The organism is Rhodococcus sp. T7, from assembly GCF_009872365.1.
In the GTDB taxonomy this organism is placed as follows: domain Bacteria; phylum Actinomycetota; class Actinomycetes; order Mycobacteriales; family Mycobacteriaceae; genus Rhodococcus_F.
The window spans coordinates 38,467-58,156 of record NZ_WXYH01000066.1 but is presented as its reverse complement, the minus strand read 5'-3'; the positions used below and the strand labels follow the sequence as shown (position 1 = coordinate 58,156).

19 protein-coding genes and 1 tRNA gene are annotated in these 19,690 nt (G+C 67.6%); 10 read left to right on the top strand and 10 right to left on the bottom strand.

The genetic code is table 11. The features are described from left to right. The first annotated feature begins 13 nt into the window (after positions 1-13). Positions 14-1,750 (top strand): helicase HerA-like domain-containing protein, encoded by a 1,737-nt coding sequence (locus MLGJGCBP_RS09200; RefSeq protein WP_160094977.1) that lies wholly within the window; start codon positions 14-16, stop codon positions 1,748-1,750. Here MLGJGCBP_RS09200 and cmrA read toward each other — a convergent pair whose 3' ends face one another. Genes cmrA through MLGJGCBP_RS09185 form a run of 3 tightly spaced genes read right to left on the bottom strand, consistent with a single transcriptional unit; the run spans position 1,751 to position 5,144 of the window. Next, entirely contained in the window at positions 1,751-2,554 is an 804-nt protein-coding gene (gene cmrA / locus MLGJGCBP_RS09195) for a mycolate reductase (RefSeq protein ID WP_160094975.1), read from the bottom strand. An 18-nt stretch (positions 2,555-2,572) separates the two neighbouring features. Then, a complete protein-coding gene (locus MLGJGCBP_RS09190; RefSeq protein WP_160094973.1) occupies positions 2,573-4,597 on the bottom strand; it encodes an NADPH-dependent 2,4-dienoyl-CoA reductase in 2,025 nt (674 codons plus the stop codon). Between the two features lie 13 nt (positions 4,598-4,610). After that, positions 4,611-5,144 carry a PadR family transcriptional regulator gene (locus MLGJGCBP_RS09185; RefSeq protein WP_160094971.1) on the bottom strand — a complete coding sequence of 178 codons (534 nt, stop codon included), beginning with the start codon at positions 5,142-5,144 and terminating at the stop codon, positions 4,611-4,613. Positions 5,145-5,270: 126 nt separating this feature from the next. Between MLGJGCBP_RS09185 and MLGJGCBP_RS09180 the strand changes: the two genes are divergently transcribed. Next, on the top strand, positions 5,271-6,596 hold the full coding sequence (locus MLGJGCBP_RS09180; RefSeq protein ID WP_160094969.1) for an MFS transporter: 1,326 nt from the start codon (positions 5,271-5,273) through the stop codon (positions 6,594-6,596). Here the strand turns inward: MLGJGCBP_RS09180 and MLGJGCBP_RS09175 are convergent. The 3 genes from MLGJGCBP_RS09175 to MLGJGCBP_RS09165 all read right to left on the bottom strand — a co-directional run bounded on the left by MLGJGCBP_RS09175 (position 6,593) and on the right by MLGJGCBP_RS09165 (position 8,834). After that, positions 6,593-7,171 (bottom strand): DUF4203 domain-containing protein, encoded by a 579-nt coding sequence (locus tag MLGJGCBP_RS09175; protein WP_160094967.1) that lies wholly within the window; start codon positions 7,169-7,171, stop codon positions 6,593-6,595. The two genes, MLGJGCBP_RS09180 and MLGJGCBP_RS09175, sit on opposite strands and share 4 nt — an antisense overlap. A gap of 77 nt (positions 7,172-7,248) precedes the next feature. Continuing rightward, positions 7,249-8,100: an alpha/beta fold hydrolase gene (locus tag MLGJGCBP_RS09170; RefSeq protein WP_160094965.1), complete on the bottom strand. Its 852-nt coding sequence runs from the start codon at positions 8,098-8,100 to the stop codon at positions 7,249-7,251. A 26-nt stretch (positions 8,101-8,126) separates the two neighbouring features. Then, positions 8,127-8,834 (bottom strand): TetR family transcriptional regulator, encoded by a 708-nt coding sequence (locus tag MLGJGCBP_RS09165; protein ID WP_160094963.1) that lies wholly within the window; start codon positions 8,832-8,834, stop codon positions 8,127-8,129. A gap of 118 nt (positions 8,835-8,952) precedes the next feature. On the opposite strand from MLGJGCBP_RS09165, the gene MLGJGCBP_RS09160 reads away from it, so the two are divergent. Genes MLGJGCBP_RS09160 through MLGJGCBP_RS09150 form a run of 3 tightly spaced genes read left to right on the top strand, consistent with a single transcriptional unit; the run spans position 8,953 to position 11,488 of the window. Continuing rightward, on the top strand, positions 8,953-10,062 hold the full coding sequence (locus tag MLGJGCBP_RS09160) for a ferredoxin reductase (protein WP_160094961.1): 1,110 nt from the start codon (positions 8,953-8,955) through the stop codon (positions 10,060-10,062). Between the two features lie 32 nt (positions 10,063-10,094). Beyond that, a complete protein-coding gene (locus tag MLGJGCBP_RS09155; protein ID WP_160094959.1) occupies positions 10,095-11,267 on the top strand; it encodes a fatty acid desaturase family protein in 1,173 nt (390 codons plus the stop codon). Between the two features lie 11 nt (positions 11,268-11,278). After that, complete coding sequence (locus tag MLGJGCBP_RS09150; protein WP_087561031.1) at positions 11,279-11,488, top strand: hypothetical protein; 210 nt, start codon at positions 11,279-11,281, stop codon at positions 11,486-11,488. Between the two features lie 61 nt (positions 11,489-11,549). Here the strand turns inward: MLGJGCBP_RS09150 and gdhA are convergent, their stop codons facing one another. Together gdhA and MLGJGCBP_RS09140 are read right to left on the bottom strand one after the other, a co-directional pair. Further along, a complete protein-coding gene (gene gdhA / locus MLGJGCBP_RS09145) occupies positions 11,550-12,893 on the bottom strand; it encodes an NADP-specific glutamate dehydrogenase (RefSeq protein WP_160094957.1) in 1,344 nt (447 codons plus the stop codon). A gap of 101 nt (positions 12,894-12,994) precedes the next feature. Then, positions 12,995-13,498 (bottom strand): winged helix-turn-helix transcriptional regulator, encoded by a 504-nt coding sequence (locus MLGJGCBP_RS09140; RefSeq protein ID WP_087561029.1) that lies wholly within the window; start codon positions 13,496-13,498, stop codon positions 12,995-12,997. 88 nt (positions 13,499-13,586) lie between these two features. Here MLGJGCBP_RS09140 and MLGJGCBP_RS09135 point away from each other — a divergent pair, with 88 nt between their 5' ends. From MLGJGCBP_RS09135 to MLGJGCBP_RS09120, 4 genes are all read left to right on the top strand, one after another. Beyond that, complete coding sequence (locus tag MLGJGCBP_RS09135) at positions 13,587-14,303, top strand: SDR family oxidoreductase (protein ID WP_087561028.1); 717 nt, start codon at positions 13,587-13,589, stop codon at positions 14,301-14,303. Then, a complete protein-coding gene (locus MLGJGCBP_RS09130) occupies positions 14,303-14,866 on the top strand; it encodes a PaaI family thioesterase (RefSeq protein ID WP_160094955.1) in 564 nt (187 codons plus the stop codon). Before MLGJGCBP_RS09135 ends, MLGJGCBP_RS09130 begins: the two co-directional genes overlap by 1 nt. Before the next feature lie 229 nt (positions 14,867-15,095). Then, on the top strand, positions 15,096-15,920 hold the full coding sequence (locus MLGJGCBP_RS09125; RefSeq protein WP_160094953.1) for an alpha/beta fold hydrolase: 825 nt from the start codon (positions 15,096-15,098) through the stop codon (positions 15,918-15,920). Positions 15,921-15,939: 19 nt separating this feature from the next. Then, positions 15,940-16,917, top strand: a complete 978-nt coding sequence (locus MLGJGCBP_RS09120) for an alpha/beta fold hydrolase (protein WP_160094951.1) — start codon at positions 15,940-15,942, stop codon at positions 16,915-16,917. An 85-nt stretch (positions 16,918-17,002) separates the two neighbouring features. Here the strand turns inward: MLGJGCBP_RS09120 and MLGJGCBP_RS09115 are convergent. Both MLGJGCBP_RS09115 and MLGJGCBP_RS09110 read right to left on the bottom strand, forming a co-directional pair. Further along, positions 17,003-17,075, bottom strand: a tRNA-Arg gene (locus tag MLGJGCBP_RS09115). 57 nt (positions 17,076-17,132) lie between these two features. Further along, entirely contained in the window at positions 17,133-17,510 is a 378-nt protein-coding gene (locus tag MLGJGCBP_RS09110) for a DUF4345 family protein (protein WP_160094949.1), read from the bottom strand. A gap of 104 nt (positions 17,511-17,614) precedes the next feature. Between MLGJGCBP_RS09110 and MLGJGCBP_RS09105 the strand changes: the two genes are divergently transcribed. Continuing rightward, the gene (locus tag MLGJGCBP_RS09105) at positions 17,615-19,645 is read left to right on the top strand and encodes a cytochrome c oxidase assembly protein (RefSeq protein ID WP_160094947.1); all 2,031 of its coding nucleotides are present in this window, start codon (positions 17,615-17,617) and stop codon (positions 19,643-19,645) included. Positions 19,646-19,690 lie beyond the last annotated feature (45 nt).

The following is a 19,690-nucleotide window of genomic DNA, read 5'->3' as shown; positions in this document are numbered from 1 at the left end:
GAGGAGGGCTTGGATGACCCGGCAATCGCAGGACGGCGACGCGACCTCGACCCCGGCGGAAAGGGCGGCGGCCGCGAGGGCCGCAGCCGCCGAGGCGGCCAGGGTCGCGGCGGAGGCAGCAACAGCGGCGGAGGCGGCGGAGCAGGAGGCCCGGGACGCGGAGGCGGCGGAGAACCGTACTCCTGCAGGCGTCGCCGCCCCGACCGGTGCCGCCGCGGACATCGCGGCCGGGTACTCCTCGGAGGGTGCGGCGCTGGAACTGGGAACCGTGGTTCTGGACGGCGCCGTGGATCCGGCGGCCCGCGTGCGCATCCCCCTCGCGACGATCAACCGGCACGGACTCGTCGCCGGCGCCACCGGGACGGGAAAGACGAAGACGCTGCAGGGCATTGCCGAGCAGTTGTCGGCTGCAGGGGTTCCCGTGGTGATGGCCGACGTGAAGGGCGATCTGTCGGGTCTGTCACAGGCGGGGGAAGCCAGCGGCAAGATCACGGCCCGGGCGGCCGAGACGGGCGACGACCAGTGGCGGCCCGCGGGATCCCCCGTCGAATTCCTGTCACTGGGAACGGAAGGCCTGGGCATCCCCGTCCGCGCGACCATCACCGCGTTCGGGCCGATCCTGCTCGCCAAGGTGCTCGGGCTCAACGAGACTCAGGAGTCCACGCTGGGGCTGATCTTCCACTGGGCCGACGTCCAGGGGCTCGCGCTGCTCGACCTGAAGGATCTGCGTTCGGTCATTGCACACCTCACCAGCGACGAGGGCAAGGCCGATCTGAAAGGCATCGGCGGCGTGTCCCCGGCCACGGCCGGTGTGATCCTCAGGGCCCTCGTCAATCTCGAGGCCGACGGCGGCGACACGTTCTTCGGGGAACCCGAACTCGAGACCGAGGATCTGCTCCGGGTGATCGACGGTACGGGTGTGATCACGTTGTTCGAGTTGGGCGCCCAGGCCGCGCGCCCCGCACTGTTCTCCACCTTCCTGATGTGGGTGCTGGCGGATCTGTTCCAGACCCTGCCCGAGGAAGGCGATCTCGACAAACCCAAGCTCGTCTTCATCTTCGACGAGGCGCACCTGCTGTTTGCGGACGCGTCGAAGGCGTTCCTGCAGCAGGTGGAACAGACCGTGAAGCTCATCCGTTCCAAGGGCGTGGGGGTGTTCTTCTGCACGCAGTTGCCGACGGACGTCCCGAACGCGGTGCTGTCGCAACTCGGTGCCCGAATCCAGCACGCGCTGCGCGCATTCACTCCGGACGACCAGAAGGCCCTGACCAAAACGGTACGGACGTACCCGACCACCGAGAACTACGACCTCGAGAAAGCCCTCACGTCACTGGGCATCGGCGAGGCGATCGTGACGGTCCTGTCGGAACGGGGCGCACCGACACCGGTGGCATGGACCAGGATTCGGCCTCCCCGCTCACTGATGGACACCATCGGCAACGACGCGATCACGGCTGCGGCGTCGTCGAGCCCGCTGTATGCGAAGTACGGGCAGACCGTCGACCGGGAGTCGGCGTACGAGAAACTGACGGCCATGGTCGCCGGGGCGCCGGCCGCGGAACCGGGCCTCGACCTGCCCCCGCTGCCCGACCTCCCGCCGCCGGCGCCCGCACAGCGGGAGGGGCCGAACATGGCCGAGCAGATCCTCGGGAACTCCGCGGTCAAGAGTTTCCTCCGCTCGGCCGCGTCGGCGGCAGGCCGTGAGATCTCCCGCAGCATCTTCGGGACGGGACGACGTCGCAATCGGTGACTAACTGCCCAGCTTCTTGTAGAACGTCCCGACGATCGGCGCGACCACCGCGCGCGGGCTGTACTGCCCGGCAACGGACATCGCCTTGCTGATGATGCCGGGCACGACGCGCATCTTGTTGTCGGCCAAGCCGTCGAGCGACACCTTGGCGGTGTATTCGCTGGAGATCCACAGGAAGTCGGGCACCAGCCTGTCCACGATCGACGCATCCGCCGGATCGGGCTCCTCGGTGCGCACCGGGCCGGGGGCGAGCAGGGTGACGTTCACGCCCGTTCCCTTCAGTTCGCCGCGGAGCGATTCGGAGAACGTGTTGACGAACGCCTTGCTGGCCGCGTAGGTGGCGTTGTGGGGGATGGGCATGTTGCCCGCCGCCGAGCCGACCATGAGGATCGCCCCGGACCCGCGTTCGATCATCCCGGGCAGTACCGCGAGGGTGAGGTCGTGCACCGCAACGGCATTGAGTTCCACCTGCGCCCGCTCGTACGCGGGATCGAGTCCGGCGACGGGCCCGAACGTGGCGATGCCCGCGTTGTTGCACAGGACGCTGACCTCACGGCCCGCCAGTTCGGTGACGAGCGCGGCCCGCGCGTCCCGATCGGACAGGTCGCACGCGCGCACGTCGACGTCGACGCCGTACTTGTCGCGCAGGGTCCCGGCGAGTGACTCCATGACCTCGCCGCGGCGCGCGACGAGGATCAGCGAGTGGCCCCGGGAGGCCAGGTCGGCGGCCAGCGCCTCGCCGATTCCGGACGAGGCGCCGGTCACGACGGCGCGGGCACTGGGGGTGGGGTTCGGCAAGCTCACGGTCAGCAGCGTAGTGCGTCAGATGCGGGCCGCGAGCCGGGTGCCCTGCTCGATGGCACGCTTCGCGTCGAGTTCGGCGGCGACGTCGGCGCCCCCGATGACGTGGGTGGTGACGCCGGCGACGGTCAGTTCGTCGACGAGGTCACGCACCGATTCCTGGCCCGCGCAGATCACGACGTTGTCGACCGCGAGGGTGCGGGGCTTCTCCCGCTTGGCGCCGAACGTGATGTGCAGGCCGTCGTCGTCGATGCGCTCGTAGTTGACCCCGGACAGCTCCTGGACGCCCTTGTTCTTCAGCGCAGCCCGGTGGACCCAGCCGGTGGTCTTGGCGAGTCCCGCGCCGATCCGGCCGTTCTTGCGTTGCAGCAGGTACACCTCGCGCGGCGACGGTTCGGGAATGGGGGTGGTGAGGGCGCCCGCCGCCGCCTCCGGTTCGGTGACACCCCACTCCTGCTTCCATTCCTTCAGATCGAGAGTCGGGGAATGCTCGTGGGTGAGGAACTCGCTGACGTCGACGCCGATCCCGCCGGCTCCGATCACCGCGACCGACCGTCCGACGGGCTTGCCGCCCCGGACGGCCTCCGGATACGTGAGCACCTTCGGATGGTCGATCCCCGGAATCGACGGGACGCGGGGCGTCACACCGGTCGCGACGATCACCTCGTCGTACGTGCCGACCAGCTCGGTCGCGGCGACGCGGGTGTCGAGCCGGACGTCGACGCCGGTGAGCGGCAGCAGGCGGTTGTAGTAGCGGATGGTTTCCGCGAACTCCTCCTTGCCGGGGATCTTGCGGGCGATGCCGAACTGGCCGCCGATCTCCGAATCCGCCTCGAACAGGGTCACCGAGTGGCCGCGCTGGGCCAGACCGAGCGCCGCGGACAGTCCCGCGGGGCCGGCGCCGACGACGGCGACCCGCTTCGCGGTCCGGGTGGGGGAGAGCGTCAGTTCCGTCTCCCTGCCTGCCCGCGGATTCAGCAGGCACGACACGTGCTTGCGGACGAAGGCGTGGTCGAGGCAGGCCTGGTTGCACGCGATGCACGTGTTGATCTCGTCGGGAGTGCCTGCCTCCGCCTTCCGTACCCAGTCGGGATCGGCGAGCATCGGGCGTGCCATCGAGATCAGCTGTGCGTCACCGCGGGTCAGGATCTCCTCCGCGACCTCCGGCATGTTGATCCGGTTCGACGCGGCCACGGGGATGGTCACGTGCTTCTCGAGTTTGCCGGTGATGTCGGCGAACGCGGCCCGCGGCACCGACGTCACGATCGTGGGAACACGCGATTCGTGCCAGCCGATGTCGGTGTTGATGATGGTGGCGCCCGCCGCCTCCACTTCCTGTGCCAGCGCGACGATCTCGTCCCAGGTCTGACCGCCCTCGACGAGGTCGGCCATCGACAGTCGGAAGATGATGATGAAGTCCGGGCCGACCGCCTTGCGGGTGCGGCGGACGATCTCGACGGCCATCCGACGGCGGTTCTCGGGGGTCCCACCCCACTCGTCGGTGCGCTTGTTGGTGCGCTCGCACAGGAACTGGTTGACGAAGTAGCCTTCGCCGCCCATGATCTCGACGCCGTCGTAGTTCGCCTGCTGCGCGAGCCGCGCGCAGCGAACGAAGTTGCGGATCTGCCAGCGGACGCCGCGGCCGGTAAGTTTGCGGGGCCGGAACGGGTTGATCGGTGCCTTGATCGACGAGGCGGAGACACTGAACGGCTGGTAGCTGTACCGGCCGGCGTGCAGGATCTGCAGGGCGATCTTGCCGCCCTCGTCGTGCACCGCCTTCGTGATCGCGCGGTGCCTGCGGGCCTCGACACGGTTGGTGAGCTTCGCGCCGAACGGCAACAACCAGCCCGTCCGGTTGGGTGCGTAACCGCCGGTGACGATCAGCGCGACCCCTCCGCGGGCGCGCTCGGCGAAGTACTCCGCCAGCCGGGGGACGTCCTTGGCGCGGTCCTCGAGTCCGGTGTGGATGGAACCCATGATCACCCGGTTCTTCAGCGTCGTGAAGCCGAGGTCGAGGGGGGCGAGCAGCTGGGGGAACTGTGTCATTGGCGGCGTGTCCTTATCGTGAGAGCGCGTCGAGTACTTCTTGACACCAGTCGGCGAACCCCTCCTCGACGCGGATTCCGCCGCGCAGGACGAGGTACTGGTGCAGGGCCGCGCCGGAGAGCTGGTCCGGTGCGGGAAAGTCGCGTTTTTCGATCATGCGGTAGACCTCGAGCCGGGCGGCGTGGCCGTCGCGGTGGCGGGCGACCTCGGCCGTGAGTGCGGCGACGTCCCCGTGTCGAGCGGCGCGGATCTTCACTGCCAGCTCGTTGCGCAGGTGGTTGGGCTCGGTGGGTTCGGCGATCCAGCGCGCGAGTTCCGTACGTCCGGACGCACTGACCCGGTACACCTTCTTGTCGGGACGGCCGTCCTGCGCCACCACCTCGGCGTCTACCCAGCCGGCCTCGTCCATGCGTTTGAGGACGCGGTAGATCTGCTGGTGGGTGGCGCTCTGGAAGAAGCCGATGGACTTGTCGAATCGGCGCGCCAATTCGTACCCCGAGCCGGAGTGCTCGGTCAGGGAGACGAGGAGCGCATGTTCGAGTGCCACGAACCGAAGTATGTATGCAACGAGGTGCCTATGCAACTGAGTGCACACTAAGTTGGTCCGCCCGAGCGGGACTCTCATGACGTCAGACCGCACGAACTCCCCACTTGCTCGCATAGGCTCGCGGGCATGAGCACCGACGTTCGTCCGCCGGCCGGGATCGGCGAGGCCGCGACGCGCAGACAGGTTGTCGCGTGGGGGCTGTGGGACTGGGGTTCGGCGGCGTTCAACGCCGTGATCCTCACGTTCGTCTTCTCCGTGTACCTGACGGACGCCGTGGGGGAGGACCTGCCGGGATCGATCTCCGCGAGCACCTGGCTGGGGTGGTCGCTCGGCATCGCCGGTTTCCTCATCGCCGTGCTCGCCCCCGTCACCGGTCAGCGATTCGACGCCGCGGGACGACGCAAGTGGGCGCTCGGCGTCCTCACCTTCGCGACGGTCGGGTGCATGGCGGCGATGTTCCTCGTCCGCGACTCCTATCAGTACCTGTGGCTCGGGCTGGTGCTACTGGCCGCGGGTTCGGTGATCTTCGAACTGGCCGGCGTCCCGTACAACGCGATGCTCAGGCAGGTGTCCACGCCGTCGAACATCGGGAGGGTGTCCGGGTTCGGCTGGGCGATGGGCTATTTCGGTGGGATCGTGCTCCTGCTGCTGTGCTACTTCGGTTTCATCGCCGGTGACGGCGACACTCGGGGATTCCTCGGGCTCACCACCGACGGCGGCCTGAACATCCGGATGGTCGCGCTGCTGGCCGCCGTCTGGTTCGCGGTCTTCGCGATCCCCGTGCTGGTGAAGGTCCCCGAGCTGACCCGCCCGCACGCGGATCCGGGTGCGGAGAAGGCCGGGTTCGTCGAGTCGTACCGGGTGCTGTGGCGGGATCTGCGCGACCTCTGGTCCGCCGACCGGCGCACCGTCTACTTCCTGGTGGCGAGCGCGCTGTTCCGGGACGGACTGGCCGGTGTCTTCACGTTCGGCGCCGTCCTCGCCGTCAACGTCTACGGCATCAGCGCCGGTGACGTGCTGCTGTTCGGTGTCGCCGCCAACGTCGTCTCCGCGCTCGGCGCGCTCACCGCAGGACGGTTCGACGACCGGATCGGTCCGAAGACCGTCATCATGACGTCCCTGATCGCGATGATCGTCGTCGGCATCGTTCTGATGGGGGTGTCCGGGCCTGCCATGTTCTGGATCTTCGGACTGCTGCTGTGCCTGTTCGTCGGGCCCGCGCAGTCCTCCGCGCGCACGTTCCTGGCCCGGATCACACCGCCCGGCCGGGAGGGACAGATGTTCGGCCTGTACGCGACCACCGGTCGCGCGGTGTCGTTCCTCTCGCCCACCCTGTTCGGGCTGTTCGCGTGGTGGTTCGCGGCGGACCGGGCGGGGATCCTCGGCCTGGTGATCGTGCTCGCGATCGGGCTGGCCGCGCTGACGGTGGTGAAGGCGCCGGAACGCGACTAGCGCCTCGCGCGGGTGTCGTCGATCCGGAGTTTCTCCGGGAACAGCCGCCGCTGCGTCACCCAGCCCGCCGCCGCGACGGCGATCCAGACCAGCGTCGCGAAGAACTGCTGCACCCCCTCGTTCGGCTGGTCGAGGAAACTCAGCGAGCCGATGGCCATGCCGAGGCCGGTCAGCACCATGCTGGCGCCGCCGAGCGCGGTGAGCCACAGCAGCGCCCGGGCCCGGTACCGGTCGGCGACGAACCCGCAGGCGACGGCGAGCGCGACGATCACGATTCCGCTGAGGATCCAATTGACGTCCTCGGGTTGCAGCACCCGGCTGAGCTTCGCGCCGACCACGGCGCCCGCGATGATCCCGATGAAGAATGCGGCGAACTTGAAGATCAGGGTGGTGGCCACCCACACCACGACCGCACCGATCGCCGCGAACAGGAACGTCGTCCCGAGCGACAGCGACAGCAGGTCGGCGATCAGCCAGCCGAGGCCGAAACCCGACGCGAGAACGGCGATGTGGAGTGAGCCGACACCGGCGAAGCACAGAACGGCGCCGACCAGAAGGATTGCGATGCCACTCATGGTGCCCTCCCAGGGTGCACGAGACGAGTAGTGCCATCAAACCAGAACGCACGCCCGGCCGCGGGGAACAATGGGTTTCAGTTCGGTGTGGTTCCGGTGCGCGTGCGGATCGCGTCTGCGAGAGCGTCGGGGCGCTGCTCGGGGATCCAGTGGGTGGCGCCGTCGAGCACGACGAATTCGTACGGCGCATCGACGAACTCGCCGCACCGCTCGGCTCCCGCACGGCCCAGCGCCATGTCCTCGGTGCTCCAAACGTAGGTTGTCGGGACTGTGACGGCCGGGGTGTTCTCGAATTCCTTGGTCATCGCGCGGTACCAGTTCAACGCCCCGGTGAGGGCGCCCGGCTCGGTCAGCAGGCTCACGTGCTCGTCGACGCGAGCGGGCGGTACCACGTCACCGAAGACCGCGCGCAGCCGCTGCGCGTCGTCGCGGAGGAGCACGTGCTCCGCCTTACCTTCAGTGCGCAGGAACTGGATGTACGACGAACGTGCCTGCTGATCGGCGTCTTCCCGCAGCGCCCAGTTGAACGCGGCGGGATGGGGAATCGACACCGCCGTCAGCGACCTGACGCGCCCGGGGTGGCGAGCTGCGACGAACCACGCGACGACAGCTCCCCAGTCGTGGCCGACGAGGTGGACCGTGCCGAGGCCGAGGGTGTCGAGTATTCCCACCACGTCGGCCACGAGGTGGTCGATCGTGTACGACTCGACGCCGGTGGGCCGCGCACCGCGGGAATAGCCGCGCTGATTCGGCGCATAGGTCCGCAGGCCGGCGTCATTCAGGATCTCGGCGACCGATAACCACGAAGCAGCGCTTTCGGGGTACCCGTGCAACAAGAGGACGGCATCGCCGTCGGCGGGACCACCGACCGTGACGTCGAAGGTCAGCTCCCCGACGGTGAGGGCGATGTGTTCGAAGGTTGACAACATGCCCTCACCGTACGGCGAGAGCGCGGCTACGTTCCGGGATTCCACCCGCTCATGCCGAGCACGATCAGGCGCAGTTGCCGTTCGGCGCGCGCGACGACCTCGGCCTCGCTTCGGCTCCCGGGGCGATCGGCCTCGAGCAGATCGACGACGACCGCGAACATGGTGGACACGATCAGGTCGGCCGCCATCTCCAGGTCGTCGTGGTCCCAGGACTGCAGGCCGTCGATGCGGGACAGATCGACCGTGAGTTCGCTGACGAACAGTTTCATCTCGGTCGCGATCGCACGGCGAATTTCCGGCACCCCGCCGTAGCGTTCGCGACTGAGGAACCGGAACTGCGCCTCGTGGGTGCGGACCTGCCGCACCAGGATGTCGAGGGACGCGCCTGCGCTTTTCGTGCTCGGGGTGCGGCGGGCGTCGCGCAGCATCTGCCGCAGAATCCGCATGCCCTCCTCGACGAGCACCACGCCGAGTTCCTCGATGGACGCGAAATGGCGGTAGAACGCGGTGGGCACGATTCCCGCGGTGCGGGCGATCTCGCGCAGGCTCACACCGGCGAAACTGCGGTCCGCCATCAGTTCGAGCGTGCCGTCGAGGAGGGCCTTCCTCGTGCGCTCCTTGCGCGCTGCCCTGCTCTCGGGTTCGGCGCCGGTCGACTGACTCACGGCAGTGAGTGTATTCGCGGGGGAGAGCACCGCCACCACCTCCGGGTGTTCGCGTTCGTCGTCCGGCATGCGTATCCGATCCCCGCCCCGAGTGTGCGTGCGGTCACATTGTGATTGACAAGTTCCTGTCTCCCTCTGTCACACTATTGTCAGTGTACAACCGTGCACTCAAATGGAGGAGGCCGACGTGTCAGTTGCCCACACCAGTCGTCCGGCGGAGGGACGCAGGTTCTCGCTGCTGTCGTTGTTCGAGGCGATGGCCACTCCGCACCAGCTCGACCGCTACCTCGAACTCGTCACGCCGATGGTCACCGTGCGCGACCTCCGCGCCGAAGTCGTCGCGGTCCGGCGCTCCACCGCCGACACCGTCACCCTCACGCTGCGCCCCACTCGCCAGTGGCGTGGATTCCGGGCGGGGCAGTTCGTGCAGGTGGGGGTCGTGATCGACGGGGTCCGGCACACCCGCTGCTATTCGCCCGCCAATGCACAGTCGTCTCCCGACGGACACGTCGAGTTGACGATCAAGGCGCATCCCGACGGGCTCGTCTCGCAATATCTGCACGCGCAGGCGCGCCCCGGACTCGTGCTCGACCTGTCTCAGGCCGCCGGTGAATTCACCCTTCCGTCTCCTCGCCCTCGCCGGCTCCTGCTGGTGAGCGGAGGCAGCGGAATCACCCCGGTTCTGTCGATGCTGCGCACCCTCGTCGACGAGGAGCACGTCGGAAGCATCACTTTTCTGCACTACGCGTACACCGAAAACGACGTCGCGTACCTCGACGAGTTGCGCGCACTCGCGGACGCCAATGCCAACGTCTCCCTCGTGCTCGCGTACACCGATCAGGAGGCCGGCGGGCACCTGCACGGGTTCTTCGGTCAGGAGCACCTCGACGCGGTCGCGCCCTGGTACGCCGACGCCGAGACGTTCCTGTGCGGCCCGCCCGGACTGATGCGCGGCGTCCGGGAGGTGTACCGCGAACTCGGCATCGAGGACCGTCTGCACACCGAGGAGTTCGCTCCCGCCGCAGCCCCGGCGGAGGGGGAGGCCGGTGGCGCGGTGTCCTTCACCGCCAGCGGCGTCACCGCGGACAACTCCGGTGCGACGCTGCTCGAACAGGCGGAAGCGGCCGGGCTCCATCCGGAGTACGGCTGCCGGATGGGCATCTGCTTCTCCTGCACCACGGTGAAGACATCGGGGTGCACCAGGAACGTCCGCACCGGCGACACCGACACCGACCCGGACAAGGCGATTCAGCTGTGCGTCTCGGTCCCGGTGGGAGACGTCGCCCTCGACATCTGACTTTCACCCGACATCAACGTTTGGAGACCGACATGTTTGGACTCTCACTCTCGTTCCTCCCGTTCGTCGGCGGCGCCGACGGCCCCCGCAACGCCGCCCCGGTGGTGCTCAGTCACGACCAGGTCGAAGAGATCGGCAGGGAACTGGACGCCCTCCGCGACCGGACGGTCGCGGACCTCGGCGCCGAGGACCGCGAGTACATCTACAAGATCATCAAGGCGCAGAGGGGATTCGAGGTCGCAGGCCGCGGTCTGATGTACCTCGGCTTCTTCCCGCCGGCCTGGATCGCCGGCGTCGGCGCCCTCGGCGTGTCGAAGATTCTCGACAACATGGAGATCGGCCACAACGTCATGCACGGTCAGTACGACTGGATGCGTGAACCCGGCCTGAACTCCCGCGTGTTCGAATGGGACACCGTCTGCCCGGCCGACCAGTGGAAGCACTCCCACAACTACATGCACCACACGTACACCAACATCCTGGGCCGGGACCGGGACATCGGCTACGGCATCCTGCGGATCGACGAGGCGCAGAAGTGGAACCCCTACTACCTGGGGAACCCGGTCTATGCGTTCTTCCTGATGATGCTGTTCGAGTGGGGCGTCATGATGCACGACCTGGAAGCCGAGAACGTGATCCAGGGCAAGCGGAAGTGGCACGACGTCAAACCGCTGCTGAAGGGCTGGTGGCGCAAGGCGGGCAGGCAGGTGCTCAAGGACTACGTCATCTTCCCGGCGCTCACCGGGCCGCTGTTCGTCCCGACCCTGCTCGGCAACGTGACCGCCAACCTGATCCGCAACGTGTGGGCGTACTCCATCATCTTCTGCGGTCATTTCCCCACCGGCGTGCAGAGTTTCACCGAGGACGAGACCGCGGAGGAAACCCGCGGCGAATGGTACGTCCGGCAGATGCTCGGCAGCGCGAACATCGAGGGAAGCCCGCTGTTCCACATCATGTCCGGCAACCTGTCCCACCAGATCGAACACCATCTGTTCCCGGACCTGCCCGCTCACCGCTACCCGGAGATGGCCCCCGCCGTGAAGGCGCTGTGCGAGAAGCACGGACTGCCCTACAACACCGGCGGCTTCTTCAAGCAGATCGGCTCCGTGTGGGCGAAGATCTTCAAGTTCGCCCTGCCGCCCGGTCTCGTCTCGTCCGACACCCCTCCCGGTGTTATCGTCGAGCGGCAGAAGACTGCAGCCTGAGAGGCGAAAACATGGTGGGGAAGTTCGAGCGGCGCAAGGACACCGTGCAGGAGTTGACGGAGTCGGCGGCCACACACGTGGGCCAGATCGCGACGATCATCGCGGGCGCCGTCCGGGACGTCACCCGGGAGATCGGCGACTGGGTGTCCGACGGCATCGAGATGCGTGAGGCCGCGAAGAAGGCCCGCGAAGACGAGGGCGAGGACGAGACGGTCGACTGACGATCGTTGTCCGGGGGTGGGGCGCGGCCGGCAACGGGCGCGCCCCACCTTTTCGCTTTTGCTAGATGACGCCCAGCGAGATCATGGCGTCGGCGACCTTCACGAAACCGGCGATGTTCGCGCCGTGCACGTAATCGCCCGGCATGCCGTACTCGGCGGCGGTGGCGACGGTGCGTTCGTGGATGCCGCGCATGATCCCGGCCAACCGTTCGTCGGTGTATTCGAAGCCCCACGAGTCGCGGGATGCGTTCTGCTGCATCTCGAGTGCCGACGTCGCGACCCCGCCCGCGTTGGCCGCCTTGCCCGGTGCGAATGCCACGGCGGCATCGCGGAACACCTGGACGCCCTGCGGGGTGGTCGGCATGTTCGCGCCCTCCGCCACCGCCTGCACACCATTCGTGACCAGGGTCTTGGCTGCTGCTTCGTCGAGTTCGTTCTGGGTGGCGCAGGGGAGCGCGACGTCGCACGGCACATCCCAGATGGAACCGTTCGGCACGAACCGGGCGTGCGGCACGGTGTCCGCGTACTCGCTGATCCGTCCCCGCCGCACTTCCTTGATCTCCTTCAGCAGTGCGAGGTCGATGCCCTTCTCGTCGACGACGTAGCCCGCGGAATCGGAGGCCGCGATCGCGATTCCGCCGAGTTGGTGCACCTTCTCGATTGCGTAGATCGCGACGTTCCCCGAGCCGGAGACGACGACGGTCCTGCCGTCCAGTGAGCTGTTCGCGGTCTTCAGCATCTCGGCGACGAAGTAGGCGACCCCGTACCCCGTGGCCTCGCGACGCACCTGCGATCCGCCCCACGTCAGTCCCTTGCCGGTGAGAACGCCCGACTCGTACGAGTTGGTGAGGCGCTTGTACTGACCGAACAGGTAGCCGATCTCGCGACCGCCGACACCGATGTCACCCGCGGGGACGTCGGTGTATTCACCGATGTGGCGATGCAGTTCGGTCATGAACGACTGGCAGAACCGCATGATCTCGGCTTCGGTACGACCCTTGGGGTCGAAGTCGGAGCCGCCCTTGCCGCCGCCGATCGGAAGTCCGGTGAGGGCGTTCTTGAAGATCTGCTCGAACCCGAGGAATTTCACGATTCCCAGGTTCACGCTGGGGTGAAACCGCAGGCCACCCTTGTAGGGGCCGAGCACGCTGTTGTACTGCACGCGGAAACCACGGTTGACGTGCACGTTGCCGGAATCGTCGACCCACGGCACCCGGAAGATGATCTGACGTTCGGGCTCGCACAGTCGCTCGATCAGTCCGGAATCGGCGTAGTGGGGACGGTGCTCGAGCACGACCTGGAGCGATTCGAAGACCTCCGCAGCGGCCTGGTGGAACTCGGGTTCTCCGGCGTTCCGCAGGCGAACCTGCTCGTAGATCTCTGCTACCCGGTCGCGCGTTGACACAGACCACCCCTGCCTTACATGTGAGGACTTCTTTACCTGACGTTTACATCGAAAACTATAGACCGGTGTCAGGACGTCCTGTAGCGGGCCGTGCCGGGAGGTCAGGGTTCCCGTCGAGGTGTGCGGGAATGCATTGCGACAGCAGTGTTCTCGACTGCCTCGCCGCAGTGCGCGCAGCGGTGTTCCAGTTCCAGCGAGTGCCCGCACTCGTGCACGAGCACCGACGGAGCCTCGTCGACGGCCCATTTGCTGCCCCATTGAAACAGGGAGAGCAGCAGCGGCCGCAGGTCCTCGCCCGCGGGGGTGAGGTGGTACTCGAAGCGGGGCGGGTGCTCGGAGTACTGCCTGCGTTCGATGACGCCGACCTCCTCGAGTTTGCGCAGTCGCGCGGTGAGGATGTCACGCGAGACGCCGATGTAGCCCGCGATCCGGTCGAAGCGGTGCACCCCGTAGGACAGTTCGCGGATCACGAGCATCGACCAGCGGTCGCCGATCAACTCCATGGTGGCGGCGATGGCGCACGGTCTCGGCGCCAGGGGCATGCGGTCCATGACGATCTCGGGTGTTGCTGGCTGGGTGTCGCCGTTGCTCATGCTCTCCATCATAGAGGGTTGTGTTTTCCAACTGATAGGGGTTACTGTCGTCGACATAGTTAGTTGGAAAAGCAGACGTACTCACCTCGAAGGGGTCGTCATGACCACGATTCAAGATCGAACGGTGCTGGTCACCGGGGCCAATCGGGGGCTCGGGCGGGCCTTCGTCACCGAGGCGCTTGCCCGAGGAGCGCGCACGGTCTACGCGTCGGCGCGCGACACGTCCACGATCGAGGGGCACCCGCGGGTCGTGCCCGTCCAGCTGGATGTCACGAACCCCGACTCGGTCTATGCCGCAGCGGAGCTCGTCGGGGATCTCGGCGTGCTGATCAACAACGCCGGAATTCTCGTCGGCGAATCGCCGCTCACGGGCGATCTGGACGGGATGCGCCGCGAACTCGAAACCAACCTCTACGGGCCGCTCAACGTGACGCGCGCGCTCGCGCCGATCATCGCCGCCAACGGCGGTGGCGCGATCCTCAACGTGCACTCCGTGCTGTCGTGGCTGGCGATCGGCGGTTCCTACAGCGTCTCGAAAGCCGCCCTGTGGAGTGCCACCAACGCGATGCGCGCCGAACTCGCGGCGCAGAACATTCAGGTGGTCGGGCTGCATCTCGGCTACATGGACACCGACATGACCAGCGGTCTCGACGTGGAGAAGATCTCCGCGGCCGACGTCGCGCGACTGGCCTTCGATGGCATCGAGTCCGGCGCCCACGAGGTGCTCGCCGACGACACCACCCGCACCGTCAAGGCGGCGCTGTCCGGCGACCTCGACGTCCTCTATCCGCAGTCGGTGCAGCGGGGAGCCGCATAGTGAGCGCGTTCGGAAACGGTGAAACGTCGACGGTCGAAAGCCTGCCGGACACCGGCGAGTGGGGCGAGATGCGATCGAGGATCGTCGAATGGCACGACCCCGCAGGGCCGGCGCGCAAGGCCCGGGAACTCGACGGCCTCACCTATCTGCGGGCAATCCTCGACGGCAGCATTCCGGCGCCGCCCATCGCCAGCCTGATGAACCTGCGGTTCCTCGAGGCCGAATCCGGGAGAGTGGTCTTCGCGCTCGATCCCGACGAGTCGCAGTACAACCCGATCGGCGCCATCCACGGTGGCGCCGTGTGCACGCTGCTCGATTCGGTCGCCGGCTGCGCCGTGCACACCACGTTGCCCGCGGGGTGGGGCTACACCTCGGTCGAGATCAAGGTCAACTACATCCGCGGTGCCACCCGGGACTCCGGGGCGCTCACCGCCACCGGTGTCGTGAAGAAGGCGGGCCGCCGCATCGCCTTCGCGGAAGGGGAGGTCACCGACTCGCAGGGCCGTCTGGTCGCCACCGCCACCAGCACGCTGCTGGTGTTCGAGGTTCCCCCGCAGAGCTGACGCCGGACGGTCGGGAAACCCGCCACTCGCGGAGGAAAGTGGCGGGTCCCGATGCACCGTTGCCCCGTCGGGTTGGGGCGATGCGTGAACGAGACTAATCAGTCGGTTTGCTACGCGCGAGTACGCGAGCACCGCCGCCGGTCGAAGCAGCCCTACGGCATACCGAAGTTTGATGTACTAAATCGTCCTCATCAGCGTCATTCCCGGAGCGGTCAAGGAAGGCACATTCATGGGCACGATCACCACGCAGGACGGCACGGAGATCTTCTACAAGGACTGGGGAACCGGTCAGCCCATCGTGTTCAGTCACGGCTGGCCGCTGTCGGCCGACGACTGGGACGCCCAGATGCTGTTCTTTCTCCAGCACGGGTATCGAGTCATCGCGCACGACCGGCGCGGGCACGGACGCTCCACGCAGACCGGCGACGGCCACGACATGGACCACTACGCCGATGACCTCGCGGAGTTGACCGCACACCTCGACCTCCAGAACGCCATCCACGTCGGCCACTCGACCGGCGGCGGCGAGGTCGCGCACTACCTCGCGCGACACGGCGAGAGCCGGGTGTCGAAGGCTGCACTGATCAGCGCGGTGCCGCCGCTGATGGTGAAGACGGACGCGAACCCGGGCGGCCTGCCCAAGGCCGTGTTCGACGATCTGCAGGCGCAACTCGCGGCCAACCGGTCCGTCTTCTACCGCGACCTGCCGTCGGGGCCGTTCTACGGATTCAACCGGCCGGGAGTCGAGTCCTCGGAGGCGATCATCGAGAACTGGTGGCGGCAGGGGATGATGGGCGGGGCCAAGGCCCACTACGACGGCATCGTCGCCTTCTCGCAGACCGATTTCACCGAAGACCTGAAGAAGATCACGGTGCCGGTGCTCGTGATGCACAGCGAGGACGACCAGATCGTTCCCTACGCCGACGCCGGACCCCTGTCCGCGAAGCTTCTCGCCAACGGGACGTTGAAGACGTACAAGGACTTCCCCCACGGCATGCCCACCACCCAGGCGGAGACGATCAACGCCGACCTGCTGGCGTTCCTGAAGGACTGACACGGGTGTCCCGATCGTCATGAGACGCGGGTCCCGCCTCGCCCGCAGTGCCGGATGCGTCGCGGCGCTCGGGTGCGTCGCGGTGTCCGGTTGCGGCACCGCGGCGGACGGCCCCGCGCCCACGACGACTCCGCCGGCGGCTGCGGGCAGGTTCGTTCCCGGTGCCGGTGACCGTTCCGGGTTGGTCGATATCGGTGGGGGCCGCGACATCTATCTCGAGTGCCGCGGTTCCGGTTCGCCCACGGTCGTGCTCGTCTCCGGTGCCGGGGTCGCCGCCGACAATTGGAGTTTCACGGGCGATCCGACAGATCAGACGACCCCGCCCGTCCGCACCGAGTCCGCCGTCCACCCCGAAATCGCGAAGTTCACCAGAGTATGTGCCTACGACCGTCCCGGCACGGAGCAGATGGACGGCACCGCGAGCCGATCGACAGGCGTGCCGCAACCGACCACTGCGCAGGGCGACGCGACAGATCTTCGTGCCTTGCTGACGGTCGCCGAGTTGGCGGGACCCCATGTGCTGGTCGGACATTCCTGGGGCGGAATGATCGCGTCGGCGTACGCCAGGACCTACCCGGACGACGTGTCCGGTCTCGTACTCGTCGATCCGGGATCGGAGTATCTGCAATCGACATTGCCGCCTGCCGTGTGGGACCAATGGATGCGGGACATCGAGACGAACGGCCGGAACCATCCCGGTGCGGAGACACCCGACTATCCGGCCACGCTCGCGGCGCTCGAGACCATGCCCCCGCTGCCTGCGATGCCCGCCGCCGTCCTCACTTCGGACGAGCCGTTCGACTATCTCGGGATCGGCGACGCCGACACGTACTGGCCGCAGTGGCTCGACGCCGCCGCGCTCCTCTCGACTGCCCTCGATGCCACCCACATCACGCAGACCGGCAGCGGTCACTTCATCGAGAACGAGAATCCCGCCCTCGTGGTCGAGCAGGTCTGCTCCGTGATCGCCCCGGCAACGAGTTGCCCCGGTGAGTGAGGACCGGGCTCGCGCGGGCGCGCACCCCGATCCCTGACTGTGCAGGTGATCGGGGTTTTCGCCGTCTGACGCTCCGTCGAATGAGTGCCCCCGGCAGGATTCGAACCTGCGACCAAGAGATTAGAAGGCTCTTGCTCTATCCCCTGAGCTACGGAGGCGCGCAGCAAATATTACCTGCCGCCCCGAGTGCTCCGACCGGGGCTGGGGTGTGTGCGTCACGAGCCCAGGGCCGCCGCGGAGAGCAGGAGTCCCGCCAGAACGAGTTCGACGACGAAGTAGAACCACACGGGGTAGAAGCGGGTCGGCCGGTCGGTGAGGGCCGCCACGATCCGGCCGAACGCCATCCCCAGCAGGGCGACGGCCACCGTCACCGCGGCGACCGATCGGATGCCGTGGGCGTCGAAGGCCGCGAAGAAGAGCAGGCCTGCCACCGCGACCCCGAAACCGCCGTAGACCGCGCGCACCTCGGCGCGGGCCGTCGCCGAACCCGCGGTCAGACCGAACGGTGCGACCAGCCGGGCGGGCAGGGCGAGCCCGTAGACGCCCATGCCCGCGAAGAACAACGCCACCACGATGATCAGAAACTCCGCCATCTCCGCCTCTCGCTCCCACGGGACACGTCCTCGTCGACCGTAGCCGCAAACGGCGACCGACCCTCGCGTCTCCGACGGCCTGTCGTAGGTCCTACCCTTGATGTATGGCTACACCCCAGCTCGCGGCGTCCGACCCGGCCTCGAAACCTCCGAATCGTGCCGATTCGACCGCCCTGTTCGTCGTCGGCGGTCTCATCGCCGGACTGGTTGCGGCAATCGTCGTCGGACTTTCCGCTGCTCAGGCGCTCGTGCTGCTGGGAATTCCGGATCCCGGACCGATCACCACCTACGGATTGCCCGCCATGCGGGCCGTGTCGGAGATCGCTGCCGTCATCACCATCGGATCATTGCTGCTCGCGGCGTTCTTCGTGCCGCCGCAGAAATCCGGTGTCCTCGACGTGGACGGCTACCGCGCCGTCCGCACCGCGTCGTACGCCGCGATCGTGTGGGCGGCGACCGCCCTCGTCCTCGTACCGTTGACGCTGTCGGACACGTCCGGGCAACCCTTCGGCGAAGCGGTCAAGCCGGCGAACATCTTCAATTCGACCGATCAGGTCGAACTCGCAGGCGCGTGGCGATGGACCGCGATCATCGCCATCGTCCTCGCGATCGCCTCCCGGCTCGTGCTGCGCTGGTGGTGGACGCCTCTCTTGCTGGTCGTCGGCGTCCTCGGACTGATGCCGCTCGCGTTGACCGGGCACTCGTCCTCGGGTGGCTCGCACGACATGGCCACGAACAGCCTGATTCTGCACCTGGTGGCGGCCTCGCTGTGGGCGGGCGGTCTGTTCGCGCTCCTCGCCCATGCGCGCAGGCGCGGCGCCTACACGGACGTCGCGGCGCGCAGGTTCTCCGCGGTCGCGACCGTCTGCTTCGTCGTCATGGCGGTCAGCGGTGTGGTGAACGCGCTCGTTCGCGTCCAGATCGGGGACCTCGTCGACACCACGTACGGACGCCTGATCGTCGCGAAGATCGTCGCCCTCGTCGTACTCGGCGTGTTCGGGTGGGCACAGCGTCGACGGGCGCTGCCCGCACTGCGGAAGGACCCGACGAAACGAGGCAACCTGATCCGCTTCGCCGGTGCGGAGGTGATGGTCTTCGCCGCGACGATCGGTCTCGCCGTCGGACTCGGCCGCACGCCCCCGCCGGCCCCGACCGCGGCCCCCACCCTCACGGAGGTGGAACTCGGCTACAACCTGGCAGGGCCGCCGACGTTCGCACGGTTGATGCTGGACTGGCGATTCGACCTCCTCTACGGCACCGCCGCGATCGTGCTGGCCGTCGCGTACGCGATCGGACTGCGCAAACTGCGGCGGCGCGGCGACAGCTGGCCCGTCGGCCGGACCGTCGCCTGGATGTGCGGGTGCGTAGTGCTGCTGATCGCGACGTCGTCGGGTGTCGGTCGCTATTCGCCTGCCGTGTTCAGCGTGCACATGGGCGCCCACATGGCGCTGTCCATGCTCGCGCCGGTGCTCCTTGTGCTCGGTGCCCCGATCACGCTCGCGCTCCGGGCCCTCGACCCCGCGGGCAAGAACGGTGTGCCGGGACTGCGCGAATGGATTCTGACCGCGCTGCACAGCCCGTTCTCCCGATTCATCACCCACCCCGTCGTCGCGGCGGTGCTGTTCGTGGGCGGTTTCTACGCCCTCTACCTCGGCGGGATCTTCGCGGCCGCCGTCGACTCCCACTCCGCGCATGTCCTGATGAACCTGCACTTCCTGCTGAGCGGCTACCTCTTCTACTGGGTCGCGATCGGCATCGACCCGTCGCCGCGCAGGCTGCAACCGGTGACGAAGCTCGCGATGGTGTTCGGCTCCCTGCCGTTCCACGCCTTCTTCGGCGTCGCGCTGATGAGCATGGGCGCCGTGATGGGCGAGTGGTACTACCGATCGCTCGGACTCGGCTGGAACGCCGACCTGGTGGGTGACCAGCAACTGGGCGGCAGCATCGCGTGGGCCACCGGTGAGATTCCACTGGTGCTGGTGATGATGGCGCTGCTCATCCAGTGGTCCCGCAGCGACAGTCGCACGGCGAAGCGGGTCGACCGGGCCGCGGACCGGGACGACGACGCGGATCTGGCGGCGCACAACGCGATGTTCGCAGAGCTGGCGCGACGGGACCGCGAAGCGGGACGCTGACCGCTAGCACGCCGCCCCGACACGTTCGGGGTTCCCGGGGCCGAT